A 22,879-nucleotide genomic window follows, 5' to 3' on the forward strand; every position below is an offset into this window, starting at 1 on the left:
GCTCCGGTTAGCGGTTGTTGCCGTTTCTCCGGCCAAAGCCGCCGCCGCAGCGAGTAGCGCCTCCCGGCCCCCGCAGCTGCTGCCTGCCCTGGCCGCCGCCAACGCCACCTCCCCGACCGGCTTGAAAAGCTTGTTCCGACGGGGCCATCCGGCCACAGCGTCCCTGTTGCCTTCCGGTTCGTGCACCTTGTCCCTGGGGACCACTTCCATCAAATCCTGGCATCTTCCTGTCCTCCGTTTGCTCTATTTATAGAGATACCCGCCAAGCTCGTCATGCTGCGCAGCCTTGATGGCTCTGCCATGGCGAATCTTACCGCGGCAGCAGATATTCCTGCCGCAGCCAGGCATTTTCAACGCACTCCATACCGGCTGTTCCACTACCAACATCGCCAGCACTTCGCTGATGTCTCCACTGATAAAGGGGATCAGTTCAAACTCGGCCGCCTCCAGGACCTTTGCAGGCTCTTCAGAGACCGCTCCGCAGATCAGGATCATCACGCCGTTGTCTACCAGCATCTGCACCAGCTGGGACACCCTCTGGGGATCAAATTGCTGCAGATGCTGGCTGGTTATTTCGGTGTCGACCAGCTCAACGATTAACAGGGTCCGGGCCGAATCAAACACCGGCGAGACCCGATTTTCCCACACCGTCACAGCAACTTTCAATCCCGATGGTTGTCTCTTCATACCCAGGAGAAGCAGAAACCATGCCAAGGGAACAGCGAGCGGATACCTTTCCCTGTCCTCCCAGGGAGGGAAGGGACCTGGGCAACAAAATATAATGTGAAAACAAAGAATTACACAGGAAAGAAAACCAGGAAAGAAGAAAGCGTACCAACCAGGGCTCAGAGCAGATCGCAACGGGGGACGAGACAGGGACGCGGAACCGCGCCACTGTGCGACGGTACAGCGGAGCGGTTCCGCGACTATAGGGCGGAGCTGGAGTGACGGCCGTCAACGGTGGGTAGGGTGATCCCCAGCTTCTTGACCTTACGAAAGAGGGTACTCTTGTGCATGCCCAGTTCCCGGGCCGCGGCAGTTCGATTGTAGCCGTGGCGCTCCAGGGCGGCATGTATCAGCTCGACCTCGGTACGCTCCACGGCGGCATGGATGTCCGGGGAGGCCTCCTCCGGGATGGGAGGCCCTTGCTGCACCAGGTAGGAGGGCAGCTGGGCCGGAGTGATCTCCCCTTGGCTGCAGAGGATCAGGGCATGTTCGATCATGTTTTCCAACTCACGGATATTTCCGGGAAAGCTGTGGCCCATCAACAGGCTGAGCGCCTCTGGGCTCAGGCCTGAGACACTCTTGCCCCCCAGGCGATTCATCTTGGCAATGAACCGTTCCGCCAGCAGGGGGATATCTTCCCGACGCTCACGCAGGGGTGGCAGCTGCAGGCTGACGATATTCACCCGATAGAAGAGATCCCGGCGAAAGCGGCCCTGCTCCACCAGTCGGCTCAGTTCGCGGTTGGTGGCCGCCAGGATGCGGACATCGCTCTTCTCCCTGACCACGCTTCCCAGGGGCTGAAATTCACGCTCCTCCAGGACCCTGAGCAGTTTGACCTGAAAGGCCGGACTGGTCTCTCCCAGCTCATCCAGGAGGATGGTGCCCCCCTGGGCCGCGGCAAAGATCCCCTGCTTATCCCTGGCCGCGTTGGTAAAGGCCCCGGCCTTGTAGCCAAAGAGCTCTGATTCCAGGAGGGTGTCGGGCAGGGCGCCGCAGTTGATGGCCAGAAAGGGCTTGTCCCGGCGCAGCGATTGGCGATGGAGGGCCTTGGCCATCATCTCCTTTCCGGTGCCGGTCTCCCCCTCGATCAAGACCGTGGAATCACTCTCGGCAATCTGGGGCAGGACGGCAAAGATCCTGTGCATGGCATCGCTGTTGCTCACCATATCGCCCAGAATGAAGCCGCCGCTGAGTTCCTTGCGCAGCTCCTCCACCAGGGTATTGTCCCTGAAGGTCTCTACTCCGCCCAGAACCTTGCCATGCTCATCCTGAAGCGGGGCAGTGGAGACGTTGATGGGGATCCGTTTTTTGTCACTGTTGATGATATAGGTGGAGCTGCTGACAAAGGCCTTGCCCTCCTTCATGGTCCGCTTGAGGGCGCAGTCGCCTTCGCACATGTTGGAGCGGAAAACCTCCCAGCAGAAGCGACCGATGGCCTCGCTGCGCGGGATGCCGGTGATCTCCTCGGCAGCCCGGTTAAAGGACATGATCCGCCACTCATGGTTGACGGTAAAGACCCCGTCCGAGATCGACTCCAGGATGGTTTCGGTCACATTGGCCGGTATCGCCTCACTCTTCTTCATCCGCCCCTTCCTTTCTCTTTGCCTGCACCACCTGTAACCACCCCTGGCCGAGTCACCGGCCCCCCTGATCCTGGCCCTGGGATCGGCTCAACCTGCCCCCCCCTGCGGCCTGAAAAAAACTGCCAGTTAGAAGTCCGCTTTTTCATATCTTATCAAGCACTTCCGAATAGAGAGACCGCCTAAAGAAGGTTTTAACAGAAATAACTATTCCCATTTCTACCCCATTTTGCTAATTAAGGCTGGCTAGGCCAGGATGTTTTGTGTATATGAACAGCGGATCGAGCATAGTCGATCTGTACCGCTCTGGCACTACTCTATATGCACTCTCCGCCTCGATGGAAAGATCCTGAAGCGGTTTTTGTTTTCCAGGCACCATTCCCCAATTACAACTTTTATATCGATCATAATACGCTATAACTATTTCGCTACAAGCACGGAGAAACAGTGATGACCAGCACCAACCTCGTTGTCATCGGCGGCTCTGCCGCCGGAGCCAAGGCCGCGGCCAAGGCCAAACGTCTTAATGAAGCCGCCAATGTCACCATCATCCAGAAGGGAGCGGACCTCTCCATGGCCGCCTGCGGCTACCCCTACTACGTGGGCGGGGTCTTTGATGAACGCAAGATGCTGCTCTGCACCCCCACCGGGGTGGTTCGCGATCCCGCCTTCTTTGCCAAGGCCAAGGGCATCACCGCCCTCACCGAAACCGAGGTGATGGCCATCGATCGGGAGCAGAAACGGGTCCACTGCCTGAACCTGCGCACCAGGGAGGAGCAGACCATCCCCTACGACAAGCTGATCATCGCCACCGGTGCCAGCGCCAACCTGCCCCCCATCCCCAACATCGACCTGGACGGGATCCACACCCTGCTCAGCATGGAGGACAGCGATGCACTTCGTAGGATCCGGGATGCGCAGCAGGTCAAGAAGGCGGTGATCATCGGCGGCGGCCTGATCGGGGTAGAGACCTGCGAGGCCCTGCAGCTCTCGGGAATGGAGGTCACCGTGGTGGAGCTCCAGGACCAGGTCCTGCCCTTCCTGGATTGGCGGATGGCCAAACTGGTGGAGAACCACATGCACGCCTCTGGCGCCACGATACTGACCTCCACCGGGCTCAAGGAGTTCCGCGGCAAAGAGGGCAAACTCAGCGGGGTGGTCCTGGCAGACGGCAGCGTGCTCGACTGCGAGCTGGCGGTGATGGCCATGGGCGTCCGCCCCAACAGCGGTCTGGCCGCCCGGGCAGGACTGGCCATCGGCAAGCTGGGCGGCATCAGCGTGGACCAGTACATGCAGAGCTCTGATCCCCACATCTACGCTGCCGGCGACTGTGTGGAGATCAACAACTGCAACACCGGTGACAAGACCTTCTCCCCCATGGGTGACCTGGCCAACCTGGAGGGAAGGGTGGCCGGCGAGAACGTAATCCTCGGCAACAGCGTCACCTTCCCGGGCACCTACCAGACCGGGATCTGCAAGATCTTCAACTTCACCGCCGGTTCCACCGGGCTCTCGGAAAAAGTGGCCCAGCAGACCGGCTTCAGCGACTATGAGACCGTGGTGAATGCCAGCCCGGACAAACCAGGCTTCATGGGCGCCAAGCTCCTGATCTCCAAGCTGCTGGTCTCCACCCGGGATCAGCGCATCCTCGGCTACCAGTGCGTCGGCCCCGGCGATGTGAGCAAGCAGATCGCCATGGCCGCCATGGCCATCCAGGGCAAGATGACCGTGGAGCAGCTGGTCAACGCCGATCTCCCCTATGCCCCGCCCTTTTCCCTGGCCATCGACCACTTCATCGCCTCTGCCCACATCATCCAGAACAAGCTCAAGGGACGGATGAAGGGCACGGATGCCACCGCGGTCTGGGAGAGGATCCAGCAGGGAGAGGAGCTGTTTCTGATGGATGCCCGCAGCCCGGAGGAGTTTGAGGAGATGCAGCTGGGCATCGGCGAGAAGCTGGTCCCCCTGGGCGCGGTCCGGGCCCGACTGGAGGAGCTGCCTGCAGATAAGGAGCAGGAGATCATCTGCTTCTGCAAGATCTCCATGCGCGGCTACGAGACCGCCACCATCCTCCGGGCCCACGGCTACACCAATGTCCGGGTCATGGAGGGCGGGCTGATGGCCTGGCCCTATCCCCGCAAGAGGTAAGCCCCGGGCTCCAGCCCTCCACTGCTCGATGCCGGGCCCGCTGTAGATGACAGTGGGCCCGGCCCTCCCCGGGCTCCAGCAGCCCTGATCGCGGCCGCTGCAAACACTCTCCCCGCCCCTGCTCCCCCTCTTTCCCCGGCAGCCCTGCCTTGAAGAATAACGAGAAGAGCTTAAGATAGTCTTAAGGCGTCTTAAGGTCACCTTACATCGTTTGAAACAGGTGGCTCTTCTCTGGAGTCAGCCGCTGCAGGCAGGCCCCATCGCCCCTCTTTTTACTCAACCTTACTCCCTCAAGGATCAGATCATGCAGACAGCAGCAGAGATAGGCCTTATCGGCCTGGCCGTCATGGGCGAAAACCTCTCCCTGAACCTGGCCAATCACGGCTTTGCGGTCTCGGTCTTCAACCGCACCACGGCCAGGACCGATGCATTCATCAGGGGTCGGGCCCGGGGAACCACCATAAGCGGTTACCCCACCCTGGCCGCCTTTATCCGCTCCCTGGCACCTCCCCGCAAGATCATGCTGATGCTCAAGGCAGGTCCGGTGGTGGACGAGGTTATCGAACAGCTGCTCCCCTACCTCGAAGCGGGCGATATCCTCATCGACGGCGGCAACTCGCACTACAGGGATACCAAGCGGCGGGTCGTGATGCTGAAGGGACAGGGATTGCACTTTGTCGGCTGCGGGGTCTCGGGCGGTGAGGAGGGGGCCCTCCACGGCCCCTCCCTGATGCCGGGAGGCTCCAAAGAGGCCTGGCCCCTGCTGGAACCCCTGCTGCTGCCCATCGCCGCCCGGCTCAGCGACGGCAGCTCCTGCTGCAGCTGGCTGGGCCCCGGGGGAGCCGGCCATTTCGTCAAGATGGTCCATAACGGCATCGAGTATGGAGACATGCAGCTCATTGCTGAGAGCTATCATCTCATCACAGAGCTGCTCGGCCTGGAACACCGACAGATAGGAGAGATATTTGCTCGATGGAACAGCGGCCGACTCAACAGCTACCTGATCGAGATCACCGCCGAGATCCTCAGCTTTCAGGACGAGGACGGCTCCCCCCTGCTGGAGGCGATCCTGGATGCGGCAGCCCAGAAGGGCACCGGCAAGTGGACGGTGGATGCGGCCCTTGACCTGGGCATCCCCCTCTCCCTGATCAGCGAATCGGTCTTTGCCCGCTGCCTCTCGGCCAGCAAGGAGCAGCGCCTCGCCGCAGCCCCCGTCTTTCCGGGACCCGGGGGAAGCTGGAGCGGCGATCCCCGGGCCCTGCTCAGGGACCTGGAGGCAGCCCTCTACATGGCCAAGCTGATCTCCTATGGCCAGGGCTTCCAGCTCCTGGCCACCGCCTCCCGCGATTTTTCCTGGAACCTTGACCTGGGCGAGGTCGCCCGGATCTGGCGGGGCGGCTGCATCATCCGCTCAGCCTTCCTGGAAACCATCAGTCAGGCCTACGCCCAGTGCCCGGAGCTCGACCAGCTGCTGCTGGCACCCCACTTCAGCACCACCCTGAACCAGGCCCAGGCTGCCCTGCGCCGGGTCATCACCGCAGGGGTCACTGCCGGCATCCCTGCCCCCTGCCTCTGCAGCAGCCTCCAGTACTTTGACGGCCTGCGCAGCAGCCGGCTGCCGGCCAACCTGATCCAGGCCCAGCGCGACTACTTCGGCGCCCACACCTACGAGCGAACCGATCAACCCAGGGGCCGATTCTTCCATACCAACTGGACCGGCCAGGGCGGCGAGACCACCTCAGGCAGCTCTAAACGCTGAAGGGAGCAATAGGTGACGGAGCAATAGCGAGCAATAGGGGACACGAGCAATAGGGGACAGACCACGTTTTCCCTTGAGCCCTTTTGAATAACTTACTATTGGATAAGATATGCCTAGACGACCTCGACTGATAGTACCCGACATACCGATTCATATTATTCAACGCGGGAATAATCGACAAGCATGCTTTTTCACGGATGAAGACTACCTGTTTTATCTTGATTGGCTCAAAGAGTACGCTAACACAACAGGTTGTTCCGTTCATGCCTACGTTTTAATGACCAACCACGTACATCTCCTCCTGACTCCATCCAAGGCTGACAGTGCCGGTAAGCTCATGAAGCGCCTTGGCCAGCGTTATGTCCAGTATGTCAATCGCAGCCATCAACGGAGCGGCACACTCTGGGAGGGACGGTTTCGATCGAGCATCGTTCAACAGGAAGAGTATCTTTTCAGCTGTCAGCGATATATAGAAATGAACCCGGTACGTGCCGGCATGGTCAGTCAACCGGGTGATTACCGCTGGTCAAGTTACCAGGTGAATGCCCAGGGAAATCAATCTGAGATAATACGCCCCCATCATCTCTACCTGAATCTTGGCCGCTCCCATAGGGCGAGACAAAAAGCATATAGGGAACTGTTTAGCCATGACTTGGACCTTGAAGAAGCAGATAAAATCCGAAAAGCCACCAACGGAAACTTCGCATTAGGCAACAGTCGATTTACCTCAGAAATCAGCGAGATGCTTGGACGTCGCGTAACTCCAGGCACCGCTGGCCGACCAAAAAAAGAAAAGGGTGTTACGAAGGGATCAACTTAATTGGGGTCTGTCCCCTATTTTTTCTCCTACCAGGCAGAGCAGAAAAGATATCACGATCAAGCAATATCTTGTCCTGACCTGATACGAAGTCAGAGATTACATCAGAATTTCCCTCTTGATCGAGAGCTGAATCAAATACAAAGGTATCCTTTCCTCCATTTCCCTTAAGAGTATCATTACCGCTTCGCCCATTCAGGATGTTGTCGTTGTTGTTTCCCTGTATCAAGTTATCCTGATCATTACCAACACCAGCTATCGACTGATCCCCCTGGAGCTTCAATTTCTCGACATTGGCTCCAAGGGTATGGTCCACCGAGGAAAATACCCGGTCGACCCCTTCATCCCCCTGCTCCACGATGACATCGTCCGCTGAATCCAGGTAGTAGCTATCGTTGCCCACTCCGCCGCTCATCAGATCGGCGCCTGCGCCACCGTTCAAGATGTCGTCACCCTCACCGCCGCTGAGGCTGTCGTCACCCAGCCGCCCGTAGAGTCGGTCATCGCCTGATCCACCGCGCAGATCATTACCAATACCGTTGCCAGAGATGGTGTTGGCCATCTCGTTGCCCACCCCGAGCACGGCCGTCTCACCGGTCAGCACCAGCCTCTCCAGGTTGGCGCCAAGGCTATGGTCCACCGCAGAAAATACCCGGTCGACCCCTTCATCCCCCTGCTCCACGATGACATCGTCCGCTGAATCCAGGTAGTAGCTATCGTTGCCCGCTCCGCCGCTCATCAGATCGGCGCCTGCGCCACCGTTCAGGATGTCGTCACCCTCACCACCGCTGAGGCGGTCATCACCCAGCCGCCCGTAGAGTCGGTCATCGCCTGATCCACCGCGCAGATCATTACCAATACCGTTGCCAGAGATGGTGTTGGCCATCTCGTTGCCCACCCCGAGCACGGCCGTCTCACCGGTCAGCACCAGCTTCTCCAGGTTGGCGCCGAGGCTATGGTCCACCGCAGAAAATACCCGGTCGACCCCTTCATCCCCCTGCTCCACGATGACATCGTCCGCTGAATCCAGGTAGTAGCTATCGTTGCCCGCTCCGCCGCTCATCTGATCGGCGCCTGCGCCACCGTTCAGGATGTCGTCACCCTCACCGCCGCTGAGGCGGTCATCACCCAGCCGCCCGTAGAGCCGGTCATCGCCTGCTCCACCGCGCAGATCATTACCAATACCGTTGCCCGAGATGGTGTTGGCCATCTCGTTGCCCACCCCGAGCACGGCCGTCTCACCGGTCAGCACCAGGTTCTCCAGGTTGGCGCCGAGGCTATGGTCCACCGCAGAAAACACCCGGTCGACCCCCTCATCCCCCTGCTCCACGACGACGTCGTCTGCTGAATCCAGGTAGTAGCTATCGTTGCCCACTCCGCCGCTCATCTGATCGGCGCCTGCACCACCGTTCAAGATATCGTCACCCTCACCGCCGCTGAGGCTGTCATCACCCAGCCGCCCGTAGAGCCGGTCATCGCCTGCTCCACCGCGCAAATCATTACCAATACCGTTGCCCGAGATGGTGTTGGCCATCTCGTTACCCACCCCGAGCACGGCCGTCTCACCGGTCAGCACCAGCCTCTCCAGGTTGGCGCCAAGGCTATGGTCCACCGCAGAAAACACCCGGTCAACCCCTTCATCCCCCTGCTCCACGATGACGTCGTCTGCTGAATCCAGGTAATAGCTATCGTTGCCCACTCCGCCGCTCATCTGATCGGCGCCTGCGCCACCGTTCAAGATGTCGTCACCCTCGCCGCCGCTGAGGCTGTCATCACCCAGCCGCCCGTAGAGTCGGTCATCGCCTGATCCACCACGCAAATCATTGGCCATATCGTTGCCTACCCCGAGCACGGCCGTTTCACCGGTCAGCACCAACTTCTCCAGGTTGGCGCCAAGGGTATAGTCCACAGAGGAAAACACCGTATCGCTGCCTTCATCCTCCTGCTCCACGATGACATCATCCGCTGAATCCAGGTAGTAGCTATCGTTGCCGACCCCGCCGCTCATCTGATCGGCACCTGCGCCGCCATGCAAGGCGTCGTCGCCCCCACCGCCGGAAAGTGTATCGTCGCCACTGAGCCCATAAAGTTGATCATTACCGGCTTCACCAAATATAGTGTCCTTGAGGTTGGCACCACGAACGATATCGTTTCCACCTTTTCCGTGGATGACATTCTCTTCGTCTGAGAAACCTCGAATCATCTCGGAATTCTCAGTTGACATCAGGTCAACAATCTCTGCTTTGCTCAGTTCTTCCCCTGAGTCAGTCAAGACGATATGCTCTATGGTGAGAGCAGGATTAAAATAGTCTCTTATCAAAATGGTATCATCTGTTGCTCGATACTCCCGGTTGAAACCAACCAGACCGTTCTCAACATCCAGGAAACTCCGGAGTCCGGCAAGGTCAGTAATTCCACAGACAGCCTCATCGCTGCAGCTCAAACGATATGCCAACGATCGTAACGCCTTATCGCCATAAGCCGCAAAATCATCACTGGTGACAACCCTTGCCTGGGAGTTTGTTTCCCCTGTTGCGTGATCAACCACGTTTTCCAATAGAGGGTTGGCATCATAATAATCTGTAATGATGGCAAGATTAACATCGCGATCATGCCATGCCTGATCCGGATCCTGTGATTTTAAGCGGATGAGGAGATCATCGCCGCCATTGGCCGGGTCCTCCATCTCCGTTGCCCAAAAGATTTCAAGGTCGTCCTTGTGGATATCTCCCCCCAGGGTATCTCCTCCCAGGAGGAGGGAGTCATTGCTGGGGGCTTCATTTGGATGCACTTCAGTGACAAATTGCCCCCAACCAACACTGTCGCCATCATCCGGCTGATAACTTCCATAGGAATCGGTAATAAAGGGTAACTCCTTGTCCCAAATCACATCATTTTGGTCGCCACGCTCAAAAACATATCTGTCACTGCCATTGCCGCCGTTGAGCAGATCATCAGAGCCTCTGCCGTGCAATTCATCATTGCCGCTATGCCCGAGCAGCTCATCAACGCCTGCACCGCCGTAGACGATCTCATTATCCGATCTGCCGTTAAAGAGATTCCAGTCAGCGTGCCCGGTCTGGACAACAAACTGATCTGCCCAGCTGTTGTACAGTTCGCTCTTCAACTCAATATTATTGAATATATCGGTGCTGCTGACCTGATGAATATCGACCCCGAGTCTTCCCGCGATTCTCTCAAGGGCGGAGACTACCTGCTCCCGGGTGATGGTGGAACCATCCGAGTTTTCAAAAAGCTCAACCCCATTACCACTCACGATCATCTGGTACTGCAGATACAGGCCATAATCGATCACCAGATCTCCGCCGGTGTTTATGGTAAAAACGATATCCTCCCTGGCTATATCACTCTCAAAGATGACCCTGTCGTAGCCATCTTCATCGGAGAGGGTGTCCCTGATAAACTTATCGTCTACACAGGGAACAGCCTGGGTGCTCAACCAGGATTCAAACTCCTGGGGAGTGTTTCTATTGGAGACGACATAGGTGTCGTTTCCGCTCCCGCCATCGAGATAATTGTTTCCTCCCCTGCCATCCAGGCGATCTTCTCCTTCCCCGCCCCACAGGGCATCATCGCCCTTGGCCCCCACCAACACATCATTGCCGGCAAGACCGTTCCAGGAAACCGCCTGGGAATAGCTATTATCCTGGATCATTTCAAGGTGGTCATCGCCGGCTGTGCCACCGCTCAAAGATGCAACCAGTTCATCACGGTCCAGGCTGGTACCATCGGCGAATTCGATGCGTTTTACCCAGTTGGAATATTCGCCGTAGCGAACCCATCTGTCCCAATTCGAGTCATCCCAGACTGAGTATTGCTCATAGATATTGACCTCAGCCCTCACCTCATGGTTGAAATAGCCTTTAACGATGACCTTGTCGCCCAGTTCATTCCAGGCGGCATTGGGCTGTGCGTCATCTTTAAGGGCTATCACTAAATCGTTATCACCCAACTCGCTATTCTCCCCTGAGGGAGTCCGGTATAACAAGAGATCGTCGGCGGTTATCCCCTGGCCAAAGACAAGAGTGTCTCTATCGTAGGAAGACGCCACCCTGCTTAGACGTTCATGGCCAAAGCTGTCCTTGACAATCGTTTCGCTGTATTCACCGCTGCTGTTGACGATGGTGTCAATACCGTCTCCTCGATTGAATATATAGCTGTCATTGCCGGCCCCGCCCTCCAGGAGATCATTCCCTCTGCCGCCGGCAAGGAGGTCCCCGTTTTCAGTACCAATCAGCCGATCATCTCCTCCCAAGCCGTGCAGAACAGTGCCCCCCAACCCTTTATCACTTGACGCAACCAGGATGTCGGCAAATTCGGAACCGGTGAGATTTTTGATCTTATACAAGCGATCCCCCTCGGCATCTCCGCCATGGGCCTCACCTGTGTCCAGGCTAACCTCCACCCCTGCTGACGAGGAGCGGTAGGAGGCAGTACTCAGGTAACCCCAGTTACCATCCAACACATCAGCTCCCGGCCCCCCCTCAAGTACAGCATAACCAGCGCTCGTCAGATGATCATTGCCCTTGCCGCCTATGACAGATTCGATGTTCCTGTAGGTGTCGCCTTCGGCGCTGCCGCCCCTGCCGCCCTCCCATAAGACTACGGTTATGTCCTCCGTCTCAGCTGCATACGAGACCGTATCTATGCCCTCGCCGCCATCGAGGTAGTCTGCGCCCTTGCCGCCGTCAAGCAGGTCATCTCCTTTCCCGCCGTAGAGCCTGTCATCGCCAGCCCCTCCCTCCAGATGATCATCGCCCTCGTCTCCGTAAAGGGAGTCCTCCCCGTCATGACCGTAGAGGTGGTCCCCCCCGCCGCCTCCCTGAAGGGTATCCTGCCCCAGTGCCCCGGAAAGCGTATCTGCCTCATCGCCGCCCTGAAGCTTTCTTTCCACATGGGCAAGGATCTCGGCATGGGTCATCACGCCATCGTTGAAGCTGAGGCTCCAATTATTGACCCTGCCGCTGTCAACAAAAACCGGACCTCCGCCCTGATAGCGAACCAGTATCCCCTGGGCCTCCTGATCCTCGCAGACCGTACCATCCGTTTCAGCGGCATAGACAAAGGAGATGTTGCTTGCCGATCTGCTGGACTGTAATGCCAGCGTATTCCACCCCAGGTTGTCGTAAATAAAGTCCTTGCCATCACCCGGGGAAACCACATAGGTGTCATTGCCCTCTCCCCCGGACATGACATCCCGCCCTGCACCCCCCACAAGCACATCGTTTCCCGCTCCTCCTGAGAGGGTATCGTTGCCGACCTCGCCGTACAGGGTATCGTTGCCTCCGCTCCCCTCCAGGGTGTCATTGCCGGCCCCACCGGCGATGACATCGTTGGTGCTGCCGCCGGTAATGACATCGTCATCGGCTGTGCCTGTAAGGGTGTTGATTGCCCCTGCCATAAAGGCTTGCCAGGAGAGCTCTTCTCCGCCAAGCCTAAAGCTCACCTCCGCACCTGTACCCACCTGTTCAAGCAGCAGCAGATCGGTCGGTGAATAACGGATCTTGACGCTGTCGGTTGAGGGACTCTGTTCCACCACGATCCCAGCCAGCTCGACGCCATCGAGCTGGATCACACTCTGCCCCTCCCCGCACCTGACCACATCTCCGGCGCCGCCACTGTCTCCGGCCGCAAAGAGATAGCTGTTTCTGCCGCTGCCGCCTGCCAGGTAGTCGTTGCCGGTCCCGCCCTGGAGAATATCGTCTCCCCCCTGTCCAAAGAGGTTGTCGTCTCCCGAGCCTCCGGACAAGGTATCGAGCCCGTCATTGCCCTGCAGCTCATCATTGCCGCTGCCGCCGAAGAGCTGATCATCGCCGCCATGGCCATAGAGGTGATCGTTACCGGCCTCTCCAAACAGCCTGTCTGCCCCGGAACCCGTGGCATCACCATTATCGCCATAGAGGGTATCGGTTCCTTCACCGCCCCTCAGGGTATCGTCGCCGGATTCACCGACGAGGATGTCAGAGTCAGCACCACCATACAGCTGGTCGTTGCCGCCGTCGCCGTAGAGCTGGTCACCCCCGGTGCCGCCATAGAGGGTATCGTGGCCTGTACCGCCGTTGAGATAGTCGCCTTGATCGCCGCCGCTAAGGAGGTCATCTCCGCCATGGCCGAACAGCTGATCCTGACCCTGCTCACCAAAGAGCCGATCATTGCCGGCAAGGCCGTAGAGCAGGTCATCACCATCGCCGCCCTTAATGAGATCGTCCCCTGTGCCGGAAAGATCGCTGTTGTCCCCGACCAGCCAGTCGTTACCAGCACCGCCGGATAAGTTGTCGTTGCCGTCACCGCCAAACAAGGTATCATGGTCCGCCTCACCAAGAAGGATGTCATTGCCACCACCCCCCTCGATGTAGTCACGCCCCATACCACCGGCCAGATAGTCGTCGCCCGCATTTGGGGCGTCGTTATGGATCTCGAAGTTAGAAGAGGTGAAGCCGCTGGCGTAGCCGGCCGCGGAGTAGCTCAGGCGTAACGAAAGTTGATCCAGGTTATCCAGATCCAGAGACCCTGTGCCGGTAAAGTAGCCATCTCCAAACAGGGCATCATCACCATCCCCGCCCTGGATAACGACATCATCGGACCCTCCGGCCAGGACATCGTTGCCTGAACCGCCGGACAGCTTATCCTCCCCGTCGTAGCTCTGGATGATATCGTTGTCTGCACCGCCATCAATGGTGTCGTCACCGCCACTACCGCTGATGTAGTCGTTGCCGGCTCCACCCTCGAGCAGATCCCCCTCCGGGATGGAGTTCTCATAGAGCACCACCCCGTTCCAGGAGCCCATATAACCGTTGATTATATCGCTGCCATCGCCGCCGTCGAGATGGTCATGACCGGCGAAACCAAACAGGAAATCTCCCCCCTGCCCACCGAATACCTCCATGCTCGGTGCCTCTGCCGGTAATGGCGTCTGATAAAATGGGGTGTTGCTGCTTACTCCGTCAGGAAAGGCGGTAAAGGCAAGGCGGCCGTTGGCCCCCAGGTTGAGATAGGCCAGCTCATCGCGGGAATCAGTGCCGTTCAAGGTAAGATCGTAGAGCGAAGGCGGCGGGGTGTAGTCGCTGAGGGTGATACCGAAGTCGCCGCAGACAAAGTTTTCGATGGAGAAATAAGAGGGGTTGGTCCCTGCGGTTACGGAGAGGGTGTTGCTGGCCTCGTCCAGGCTTGCCTGGAACTGCTTATCCGCACTCTCATAGAAGTGGAACCCCTCCCCCTGTTCGGCCAGAGAGAGAAGCGGCAGTTGCTGGCCCTCAAACCAGATGACCCCCTGCTTATCCGCATCAGCTATGATGTCACCTAAGCCGACATGGTAGGTATCGTTCCCGCTGCCGCCCTCCAGGCGATCGCCGAGGTAGTCGTCGCTGCCGTCCCGCTGAATGCCGTAGAGGGTGTCGTCACCGGCCATGCCCCTGAGGGTATCCCCCATGGCCCCGCCGTAGATCAGATCCCTGCCGTTGGAACCGGTGATAATGTCGATCCCGCCGCCCCCTTCGATGCGGTCGATATGGCTGAGGCTCATCCCGCTCAGGTCGATGGTGTTGCCCTCCTCGGTGCCGGCGATGATGTTTTCGCCGCCACCACCGTCGATCACCTCGATGGAGTCGGCAGCGGTCAGGGAACGGACCCGGATGGTGTCGTCCTGAGCTCCGCCCTGGATGGTGTCGGTGCCGCTACCGCCGTTGAAGAGGTCGTAGGCCTCATCCTTGCCCATGATGAAGAAGGTGTCGTCGCCTCCGCCGCCAAACATGGTGTCTCGGCCCTTGCCGCCTTCGAGGTAGTCGTTCCCTGCATAGCCGCTGAGGGTATCATCACCGTCCATGCCGTAGAGAAGGTCCCCCTTATCGGATCCGGTGAGCGTGTCCACATAGGAACCACCGAGCATAAAGGATTCATTTCCCGAAGCAGTAGCCGTCATAGCACCATCGGTGGAATGGAGATACCAGTCCTTTAAGCTAAAGATCCTTTCTTCTATGATTGTCTGCTCCTGCTCAGGAATACTAGCCAAAAAACCTTGAAAAAACTCTTGATAACCCTTGGTACCGGCCAATGAATCTGCCACTTTCTCAAGACTGAAATGGATATTGCCGTTCCCTCCTTTGGTATCGAACAATTCGCCTGATTCTACCAACCCACCATCCTTATAATAGGCCTGCATTGCAAAGGCGATTAACATTTTCTGCAGGCTATTGTTCGAGGCAATGATGCCTCCCGCTTCTCCGATCTTGACCATATCGTTGGTAAAACGGGTCAACATATCGGTATCGGTTACTCCAGGTGCATTGCCGAATTCATAACGTATAAGGTGTTCAAGGAAATTAGTGTTTATTGATCCAGGATCTGTTTCGTATGCGTATAATTTTTCATCGAAAATCATACCCAGCAGATCAGTTAACTGGTTGGTCACCTCACGGAAATCGGGGCATTGCAAAAAGGCAGTGAGCAAGGATATGGAATGCAGACTAATACCTCCGATATCTGTCGACCCGTGGATAAGGAGGTTCTCGGTTGGAGTTGTGCCGATGATGTCAAAGTTTCGAACGCCAAACCAGCTGGAAAGAAACTCACCATCCACTCTGATGTTGGTGACACCCTGCTCTCGCTCTTGCAGCATATCAATAGACTCTTGACGCATTGCATCCACATATTCTTCCAAAGGCTGTAGAAGACTTTGATCAATTTGATCATTATCCTGTAAAACAGAGAGCATAAACGCATAAGCATCAGGGGATTGCAAGTTATGAGATTCTGCCGCGGCACGGAAGGGAGCCTGATCAAAAGTCATGGCTTCCTCATCGAAGAAAACCGCGATTAACGATGCCAGACCTCCTCCAAGGGAATGGCCGGTCAGCGTTATTTTTGCATCCGGATTGGTTGTTTTAACTTGCAGGTAATATTCGGCAGCTTCCTGAAGCTGTTGTGAATAATTGCCCGAGGCCAACGCAACGTCCGTAGCCATATCACTGGAGCCACAGGTTCCGGCAAAGGAAATTACGATTTCGTCGCCGCGTTGGAAAGTGACGGCTTCGAAACCACTGCTTTTTTCATCTTGATCAATCAGCGACCATCCCTGAGGGGTTGGGAACCAGTTTGTTTCACCACGAGTTGATTCATAAGCCCGGCCTGCCATCAGTGCCAATTCAATATCAGTTGCCATAGCTCTCCGCTCTCCCTATTTATGTTTGCTAAACAATCTATCGCATGGACAATGCCCTGGAAGCACTTCCTTAAAATTGCAGGCATTTATACAACGTTCATATGTTGGCTGTGATTTGAATATATAGATACTGGTCCATCCACCTTTAGTACGAATTTTTTCAACACACCAATCTATTCGTTCCTGTGGTAACGGCTCCCGTAGGACGCTTTGGAATTCAGGCTGAGTGAGGCTTTTGTTCAGCTCATGGATCTTCTCCGCCGAAACCGGATTCATTCCGGATCGCTGTGCTTCTAAATCCGGTGATGAAATAATCATATTCGGAACTTTGAGAGCCAAAGGCAGATCTTCCAACTCGATCTGCTGCCAAGTCTTGTTGGTATAGCGAAATATCATATAGGGCGGATTCGGCCTTCCCCATTTGTTATAAGCAAGGCATCCAACGGTTCGATTTACGAGAAAAGGTGTATGACCAATAATATCAAGCATTATAGGTGAAAGATCTGCGTAGCCAATGTCTTTGGCACCTTCCACTTTCCAGCTAACACTTTGTTTTGATGATGGCAGAGTAAAAGAAAGGCTCTGTTTCTTGATCGGTGGGCGCTGCCCAATCTCGTGCCGCCCACCCCGATCCGCTGTACGCTCAACCAATACCTTCCGCCCGTCATGCAGCAGAACTTCTTCCCTCCAGCTCACTGAATTACCAAAACTCTGGGAGGCAACTGCCACAATCAAAAAAGTAATGACTGAAACAACTACCAGTATCATTTTGTGCCAAATCTTCATATAGCTAGTACCGCGTAATATTAATAAGTTCGGATAAAGCTTCTTGAGTTTTATCCGCGCATCGTTCGTCGCAAACTACCAATCGATTGGCTCGGAAGCATTGTTTTGGGTCCAATTGGGGTTGCACCAAGCTAACCTATCGACCTTATTCCTTATTCCTTCCAAAACCGTACGTTTTTTACGTCTATATTGCCCTTTTCGGTACCGAAAGAAGCGATATAGAGCGACGGGATTCTCGCAGCTCATAGCAGTCAGCCTTTTCCCGAATCTGGCGGCCGATCGCAAAACTGCGCATCTGGCCTTTGACAGGCTCGACAAAGGAGCGAAGTCCCGGGGACAGGATACCTAACTCAACCGAATTCCGTATCCTGTCCCCGGAACTCCACACTCCCCGCACCTGACCACATCTCCGGCGCCGCCACTATCTCCGGCCGCAAAGAGATAGCTGTTCCTGCCGCTGCCGCCTGCCAGGTAGTCGCTGCCGGTCCTGCCCTGGAGAACACCACCGGCCAGATAGTCGTCGCCCACATTTGGGGCGTCGTTATGGATCTCGAAGTTAGAAGAGGTGAAGCCCGTTGCGTATCCGAGGGTAGAGTATGCAAAGCTTAACGAAAGTTGATCAAGGGTATCCAGGTTCAGGGCACCTGTACCGGTAAAATAACCATCTCCAAACAGGGCATCATCACCATCCCCGCCCTGGATAACGACATCATCGGACCCTCCGGCCAGGACATCGTTGCCTGAACCGCCGGACAGCTTATCCTCCCCGTCGTAGCTCTGGATGATATCGTTGTCTGCACCACCATCAATGGTGTCGTCACCGCCACTACCGCTGATGTAGTCGTTGCCGGCTCCACCCTCGAGCAGATCCCCCTCCGGGATGGAGTTCTCATAGAGCACCACCCCGTTCCAGGAGCCCATATTACCGGTGATTATATCGCCGCCGTCGCCGCCGTCGAGATGGTCATGACCAGCGAAACCAAACAGGAAATCTCCCCCCTGGCCACCGAATACCTCAATGCTCGGTGCCTCTGCCGGCAATGGCATATCATAAAAAGGGGTGTTGCTGCTTACTCCGTCAGGAAAGGCGGTAAAGGCAAGGCGGCCGTTGGCCCCCAGGTTGAGATAGGCCAGCTCATCGCGGGAATCAGTGCCGTTCAAGGTGAGATCGTAGAGCGAAGGCGGCGGGGTGTAGTCGGAGAGGGTGATGCCGAAGTCGCCGGAGACAAAGTTCTCGATGGAGAAATAAGAGGGGTTGGTCCCTGCGGTTACGGAGAGGGTGTTGCTGGCCTCGTCCAGGCTTGCCTGGAACTGCTTATCCGCAGACTCATAGAAGTGGAACCCCTCCCCCTGTTCGGCCAGAGAGAGAAGCGGCAGTTGTTGGCCCTCAAACCAGATGGTGCCCTGCCTATCCGCATCAGCTATGATGTCACCTAAGCCGACATGGTAGGTATCGTTCCCGCTGCCGCCCTCCAGGCGGTCGCCGAGGTAATCGTCGCTGCCGTCACGGTGAATGCCGTAGAGGGTGTCGTCACCGGCCATGCCCCTGAGGGTATCCCCCATGGCCCCGCCGTAGATCAGATCCCTGCCGCCGGAACCGGTGATAATGTCGATCCCGCCGCCCCCTTCGATGCGGTCGATATGGCTGAGGCTCATCCCGCTCAGGTCGATGGTGTTGCCCTCCTCGGTGCCGGCGATGATGTTTTCGCCGCTGCCACCGTCGATCACCTCGATGGAGTCGGCAGCGGTCAGGGAGTTGACCCGGATGGTGTCGTTCTGAGCTCCGCCCTGGATGGTGTCGGTGCCGCTACCGCCGTTGAAGATGTCGTAGGCCTCGTCCTCGCCCATGATGAAGAAGGTGTCGTCGCCTCCGCCGCCGTCCATGGTATCTTGGCCCTTGCCGCCTTCGAGGTAGTCGTTCCCTGCATAGCCGCTGAGGGTGTCATCACCGGCCATGCCGTACAAATGGTCGTCATACTCGGAGCCGTTGAGACCGGTGAGGGTGTCGTCACCAGAGGTACCGAAGGTGTATCTGGCATACCCAAGCTCATAGACAGGGACATCGGCTTGCGATTCAACCTCAACGGGCAGGTGCTCGATTTTGACACCCAGATCCTGATCCCAGTACTCAATCGGCTCTGCGTTTTCGTGCATGATGGTGTGGAGAAAATCAAACCGGTCTTTGAGGTACTGAGCAGAGTATTCATCAGGATTGATACTGGAGTAATCATCAACACCTTGCAGAAGATAGGGCCTGAGTTGAACAAGAGAAAAGATATCCCGCTGCGATCCGTTCAAGGCTGCTGACTTTACCAGATCAAACCGTGCCTGGGAGTATGCGTAATAGTTGGTTACCTGAATCGGGGCGGGATGATCACTGGCAGTGAGCTGGATATCTTCCCGGTGATAGGAGAGGACCGTATCAAGCCAACTCTCGTGTTGAGTAAGTTCAGCGAGGGTCTGGCTAAAGGTCAATGTACCGGTTGACCCTTCATAATCAACTGTTTGCTGCTTGCCACCAGGCAGATCAAAAATAAGTTTCCAATTATTTTCGGCAACAAGTTTATCGCCATACCAATGGTGGAGAATAATATCCAGGGTACTGCTGTTTGCCCTGATGGTATACCCTGTGTCATCTTCATTTGTCCTGATATCCGCGGATGGAGAAATACAGTATTCATATTGCTCACCGATAAAATCGGCTGCAGCACTGGCTAAATTAACCCCGGCAACGACTGTACCCACTGAAAACAGAAAGGCTGCACCTGCACCTACTCCCGGACTGACCGCTGCGGCTGCAAAAGCGGTAAAAACACTGTATGTAAGCGTTTCAACGATCCCCTTTACAACGGCCCTGTCAGGGCTGTCACCTTGGGCAAGATTCGCGACAGTATCCAGGATAAGTCCACCATGCGCACCCCACACCTGGAGTTTAACAGATGATGCCCCGGCACCGGTAACATCAACATACACAGATACCGTACCGGCGATATAATCACTGGCCCGGTCAACGGATGAAGCATCCAGCCCTTCAAACTTAGCCAGCAGCAGGTCTTTGGTATACTGTCCAAGATTGTTGTTCGTCTGGTTAATCTCATCGATGTAATCAACGATGTCCATGGAGGTTCTCCTCAATCAGCTGTAGTTCTTTATGGTAAATACTTCGCACGTGGCGGTCTTCTACCTCTATCCATTTTTGATTGTTCACTATCTCAAATCGTTCCTCACCAGCCATCTCGATACCGCAGTACCAGCGGAAAACCCTGTTATGAAACCGACCACGTATGGTATTGATAATCAGGTCATAGTGGGACTGGTACTGCTTGCCGCGCCCTAAACGCATGAGCGGCGAAGGGGATCCCTTGCTGCCGACAAACTCCTGCCGGGCCTGTCGGTACAGCAGGACATAGGGATGGTCACAGCGAAATTCCCCTTGACGGATCACATCCACCAGGGCCATATGTAGTGCCCCATTAAGCAAGGTCTCCTGTCTGGCGAGCTCAATCAACGGGCGTTTATGGATCTCATCATGAATTGATGCATCTGCCTGCCACTTATCTTCCAGCTCCTGCAGCCATCTAACCATGGTGTGGCTACGCGCGGTGTGCAGCGGTTTGTTTATCAAATCAAAAAAAGACCCTGACTTTTTCGGGGCATAATAGCCATGGAGAAAATAGTAGTAGAAGGCAAGTGCTGGAAAATTCTTCAGATACTGCAATTGCATCTCCGGGTCGGCATAGGTGAGGGTTGCCATTGCCTCCAGGGTCTCCCAGGTTTCATCAAGCAGAATAGTCATCCCCGGTGAAGGGTTATCCCTGTCACAGTCCCAGGCAATGGATTGTTTGCGAACGTAGGGGTAGAGAAACCATCCCTGCTCCCAGACTGCCCATTCACCATCAGACTTGGGGATGTGCTCTACCCCCTTATCATAGATCCAGCGCTGCAGGGTATTCAGCGGCATCATCACCGGATGTCCAGGGCCCATGAGCAGCCAACGTTGGAGGGTATTCATCCGCCAAAACCCTGGAGTGCGGCTGAAGAGGCAGAGGAACTTGCGCGCAGCATAAAGCGGCTGGCCGGCAACATAGTATTCCTTGGCAGTATGATAGGCGTTTTCTGGCCCCATCCACTGACGCCGCTGATTGAGATACAACATCAGAACAAAAGCAAGAAATCCCAACAGAAACAACTTTACAACCCGGCGATTAAACAGTTTCACCCGCATCATCTTGAGCCAATGCAGCGGCCGTTTCCAATCTACCGGTGGCGTTTCATTGGTCGCCATACCTTTGGCAAGAGCGGCAAGAAAAGAATAGACAAGAAATACTGTGCTAGCTACCAGCCAACTACAGGCTATGGCTGCAAGCAGATAGCAAAGGATCAGCACCATACTGATTACAAGAAAGAAAAGTCCCCATACAACATGGATCATAAATATACCTTGCATTAAAAATTAAAAGGGCGGATGCATCCTCTCCGCTCCCAGCTGACCAGCGTCTCACCTCATGTCCAACAACTTCCTGACACAGCTCCTTGCTGCAAATCAGCAGGCAAAACCCTTTCCCCACCGGCACAGGCCGCCATCCCGGGCAGGAATCAAACCATCCCGGGATAACTCCAGCGCAGCCTGCGCCGCCCTCACCCGGGCAACCGCCAACCGGAGTCGCACCAAGCTAACATCTCGATCTTATGTATTATTCATTCCAAAACAGCAGGTTTTCTACGTCTATATTGTCCTTTTCGGTACCAAAAGAAGCGATATAGAGCGACGGGGACTCTCGCAGCTCATAGCAGTCAGCCTTTTCCCGGATCTGGCGGCCGGTCGCAAAACTGCGCATTTGGGCTTTGACTGCCTCGACAAAAGATCGGCTCCCGGTTGCAATGCTCTGTGTCCAGTAACCTTCCCTTTGCGCTTCACCCTCAAGCAGCGCTGATGCAACCCACTGTCTATGCGCCGACTGAAAGCTCTCGATATCCTCGAAGCCGGAAAGAGAGCTCAAGGACTCGTAGTCGATGAGAATGTTTTTTCGACGAGGGTGCTGGATTTCATTATATCCTCCATGATTCCACTGCTCCGGGTGAGTCACAACCCCTGCTCGAACCATGTTTAGGTCCACATACACAAGACAGCGCAACAGATGCTCACCAGTCTCGATGGCGGTAGCATGGTAACGATCCTCCCAGAAAGCACCCTTTCTTTTCTTTCTCTGGTTGTATTCCTGGCCGGTCCTGCCAGCTATGAGCCGAATTGAATTTGGAATCGTTTCTCCGCCATCCTCGTCGTAAACAATCAGGTGAACATGATTGGAGGTAACGGCGTAGTTCAAGATGACCAAGCCGTAGCGCCTTTTCGCCTCAAACAGCCATTGCATCCATCGATGACGATCTCTCGAGAACTTCAAGAGGAACTCCCTTTTATGGCATCTATGCGTTATATGCCAGGCATGGCCGGCAATGTAATGACGATGTGCTCTTGCCATCAGAGCCCCCTCTGTATCCTTACAGCTCTTGATTTCAACAGAATGTAAGATGACACGAATTCTAGCATCAGGTTTTATTGTTACTTTTCAAAAAATTAATAACTGTCAACTGCTTACTACTCTTTAGGGTTCCTTGAAAATTAAATACAGTAATTCGCAGCATCTTGACAGTTAACTTGCTGTTTTTGCATAAATTTGGTACAATTTTGTCGATTTGAGATCAAGCGGTAACCTTACTCGATGGAGACAACCATGATTCAGCCCGGCTTTTTCGATCTGCAGGATAGATTGCTCAAAATTGACAAGAATGGTGACCCCCTCGCTAGGCTGAATGAGGTTATTGATTGGGAATTGTTCCGACCGGCTATCGAAAAAGTCCGCAATAAGAAACGAAAGTCAAACGTT

The 22,879-nt window shown here is 55.7% G+C and carries 11 protein-coding genes and 1 pseudogene; 3 read left to right on the plus strand and 9 right to left on the minus strand.

Annotated features, from left to right (window positions below; all coding sequences use genetic code 11):
• Positions 1-7 precede the first annotated feature (7 nt).
• The 3 genes from G494_RS0111905 to G494_RS0111915 all read right to left on the minus strand — a co-directional run bounded on the left by G494_RS0111905 (position 8) and on the right by G494_RS0111915 (position 2,309).
• Positions 8-223, minus strand: coding sequence for a DUF5320 domain-containing protein (locus tag G494_RS0111905; protein ID WP_153305858.1), 216 nt, complete (start codon positions 221-223; stop codon positions 8-10).
• A 20-nt stretch (positions 224-243) separates the two neighbouring features.
• Entirely contained in the window at positions 244-654 is a 411-nt protein-coding gene (locus G494_RS25505) for a NifB/NifX family molybdenum-iron cluster-binding protein (protein ID WP_161629982.1), read from the minus strand.
• A gap of 272 nt (positions 655-926) precedes the next feature.
• Complete coding sequence (locus tag G494_RS0111915) at positions 927-2,309, minus strand: sigma-54 interaction domain-containing protein (RefSeq protein WP_028584724.1); 1,383 nt, start codon at positions 2,307-2,309, stop codon at positions 927-929.
• Between the two features lie 447 nt (positions 2,310-2,756).
• On the opposite strand from G494_RS0111915, the gene G494_RS0111920 reads away from it, so the two are divergent.
• The 3 genes from G494_RS0111920 to G494_RS26165 all read left to right on the plus strand — a co-directional run bounded on the left by G494_RS0111920 (position 2,757) and on the right by G494_RS26165 (position 7,033).
• Positions 2,757-4,454: an FAD-dependent oxidoreductase gene (locus G494_RS0111920; protein WP_028584725.1), complete on the plus strand. Its 1,698-nt coding sequence runs from the start codon at positions 2,757-2,759 to the stop codon at positions 4,452-4,454.
• A 304-nt stretch (positions 4,455-4,758) separates the two neighbouring features.
• Positions 4,759-6,213, plus strand: a complete 1,455-nt coding sequence (gnd, locus tag G494_RS0111925; RefSeq protein ID WP_028584726.1) for a decarboxylating NADP(+)-dependent phosphogluconate dehydrogenase — start codon at positions 4,759-4,761, stop codon at positions 6,211-6,213.
• Positions 6,214-6,322: 109 nt separating this feature from the next.
• Positions 6,323-7,033, plus strand: coding sequence for a transposase (locus tag G494_RS26165; RefSeq protein WP_084456733.1), 711 nt, complete (start codon positions 6,323-6,325; stop codon positions 7,031-7,033).
• Here G494_RS26165 and G494_RS27670 read toward each other — a convergent pair.
• From G494_RS27670 to G494_RS0111955, 6 genes and pseudogenes are all read right to left on the minus strand, one after another.
• On the minus strand, positions 7,014-15,059 hold the full coding sequence (locus G494_RS27670; RefSeq protein ID WP_232362544.1) for a calcium-binding protein: 8,046 nt from the start codon (positions 15,057-15,059) through the stop codon (positions 7,014-7,016). The two genes, G494_RS26165 and G494_RS27670, sit on opposite strands and share 20 nt — an antisense overlap.
• A 789-nt stretch (positions 15,060-15,848) precedes the next feature.
• Positions 15,849-16,208 (minus strand): annotated as a pseudogene (locus G494_RS28095) (lipase family protein); the annotation flags it as partial.
• A 15-nt stretch (positions 16,209-16,223) separates the two neighbouring features.
• Positions 16,224-16,994, minus strand: coding sequence for a hypothetical protein (locus tag G494_RS26830; protein ID WP_153305860.1), 771 nt, complete (start codon positions 16,992-16,994; stop codon positions 16,224-16,226).
• Between the two features lie 345 nt (positions 16,995-17,339).
• Positions 17,340-20,114: a calcium-binding protein gene (locus tag G494_RS0111945; protein WP_028584730.1), complete on the minus strand. Its 2,775-nt coding sequence runs from the start codon at positions 20,112-20,114 to the stop codon at positions 17,340-17,342.
• Positions 20,101-21,426, minus strand: a complete 1,326-nt coding sequence (locus G494_RS0111950) for a hypothetical protein (protein ID WP_153305861.1) — start codon at positions 21,424-21,426, stop codon at positions 20,101-20,103. Before G494_RS0111950 ends, G494_RS0111945 begins: the two co-directional genes overlap by 14 nt.
• 262 nt (positions 21,427-21,688) lie before the next feature.
• Positions 21,689-22,474 carry a transposase gene (locus G494_RS0111955; protein ID WP_028584732.1) on the minus strand — a complete coding sequence of 262 codons (786 nt, stop codon included), beginning with the start codon at positions 22,472-22,474 and terminating at the stop codon, positions 21,689-21,691.
• Positions 22,475-22,879: the final 405 nt, after the last annotated feature.

It is taken from the genome of Desulfogranum mediterraneum DSM 13871 (assembly GCF_000429965.1).
GTDB lineage: Bacteria > Desulfobacterota > Desulfobulbia > Desulfobulbales > Desulfobulbaceae > Desulfogranum > Desulfogranum mediterraneum.

Excerpts from the sequence above, each read along its gene's own strand:
- G494_RS26830 (WP_153305860.1), bottom strand. The coding sequence starts at position 16,994 with ATGAAGATTTGGCACAAAATGATACTGGTAGTTGTTTCAGTCATTACT.
- G494_RS0111955 (WP_028584732.1), bottom strand. The coding sequence starts at position 22,474 with ATGGCAAGAGCACATCGTCATTACATTGCCGGCCATGCCTGGCATATA.
- gnd (WP_028584726.1), top strand. The coding sequence starts at position 4,759 with ATGCAGACAGCAGCAGAGATAGGCCTTATCGGCCTGGCCGTCATGGGC.
- G494_RS0111905 (WP_153305858.1), bottom strand. The coding sequence starts at position 223 with ATGCCAGGATTTGATGGAAGTGGTCCCCAGGGACAAGGTGCACGAACC.
- G494_RS0111920 (WP_028584725.1), top strand. The coding sequence starts at position 2,757 with ATGACCAGCACCAACCTCGTTGTCATCGGCGGCTCTGCCGCCGGAGCC.
- G494_RS0111915 (WP_028584724.1), bottom strand. The coding sequence starts at position 2,309 with ATGAAGAAGAGTGAGGCGATACCGGCCAATGTGACCGAAACCATCCTG.
- G494_RS0111950 (WP_153305861.1), bottom strand. The coding sequence starts at position 21,426 with ATGATCCATGTTGTATGGGGACTTTTCTTTCTTGTAATCAGTATGGTG.
- G494_RS0111945 (WP_028584730.1), bottom strand. The coding sequence starts at position 20,114 with ATGGACATCGTTGATTACATCGATGAGATTAACCAGACGAACAACAAT.
- G494_RS26165 (WP_084456733.1), top strand. The coding sequence starts at position 6,323 with ATGCCTAGACGACCTCGACTGATAGTACCCGACATACCGATTCATATT.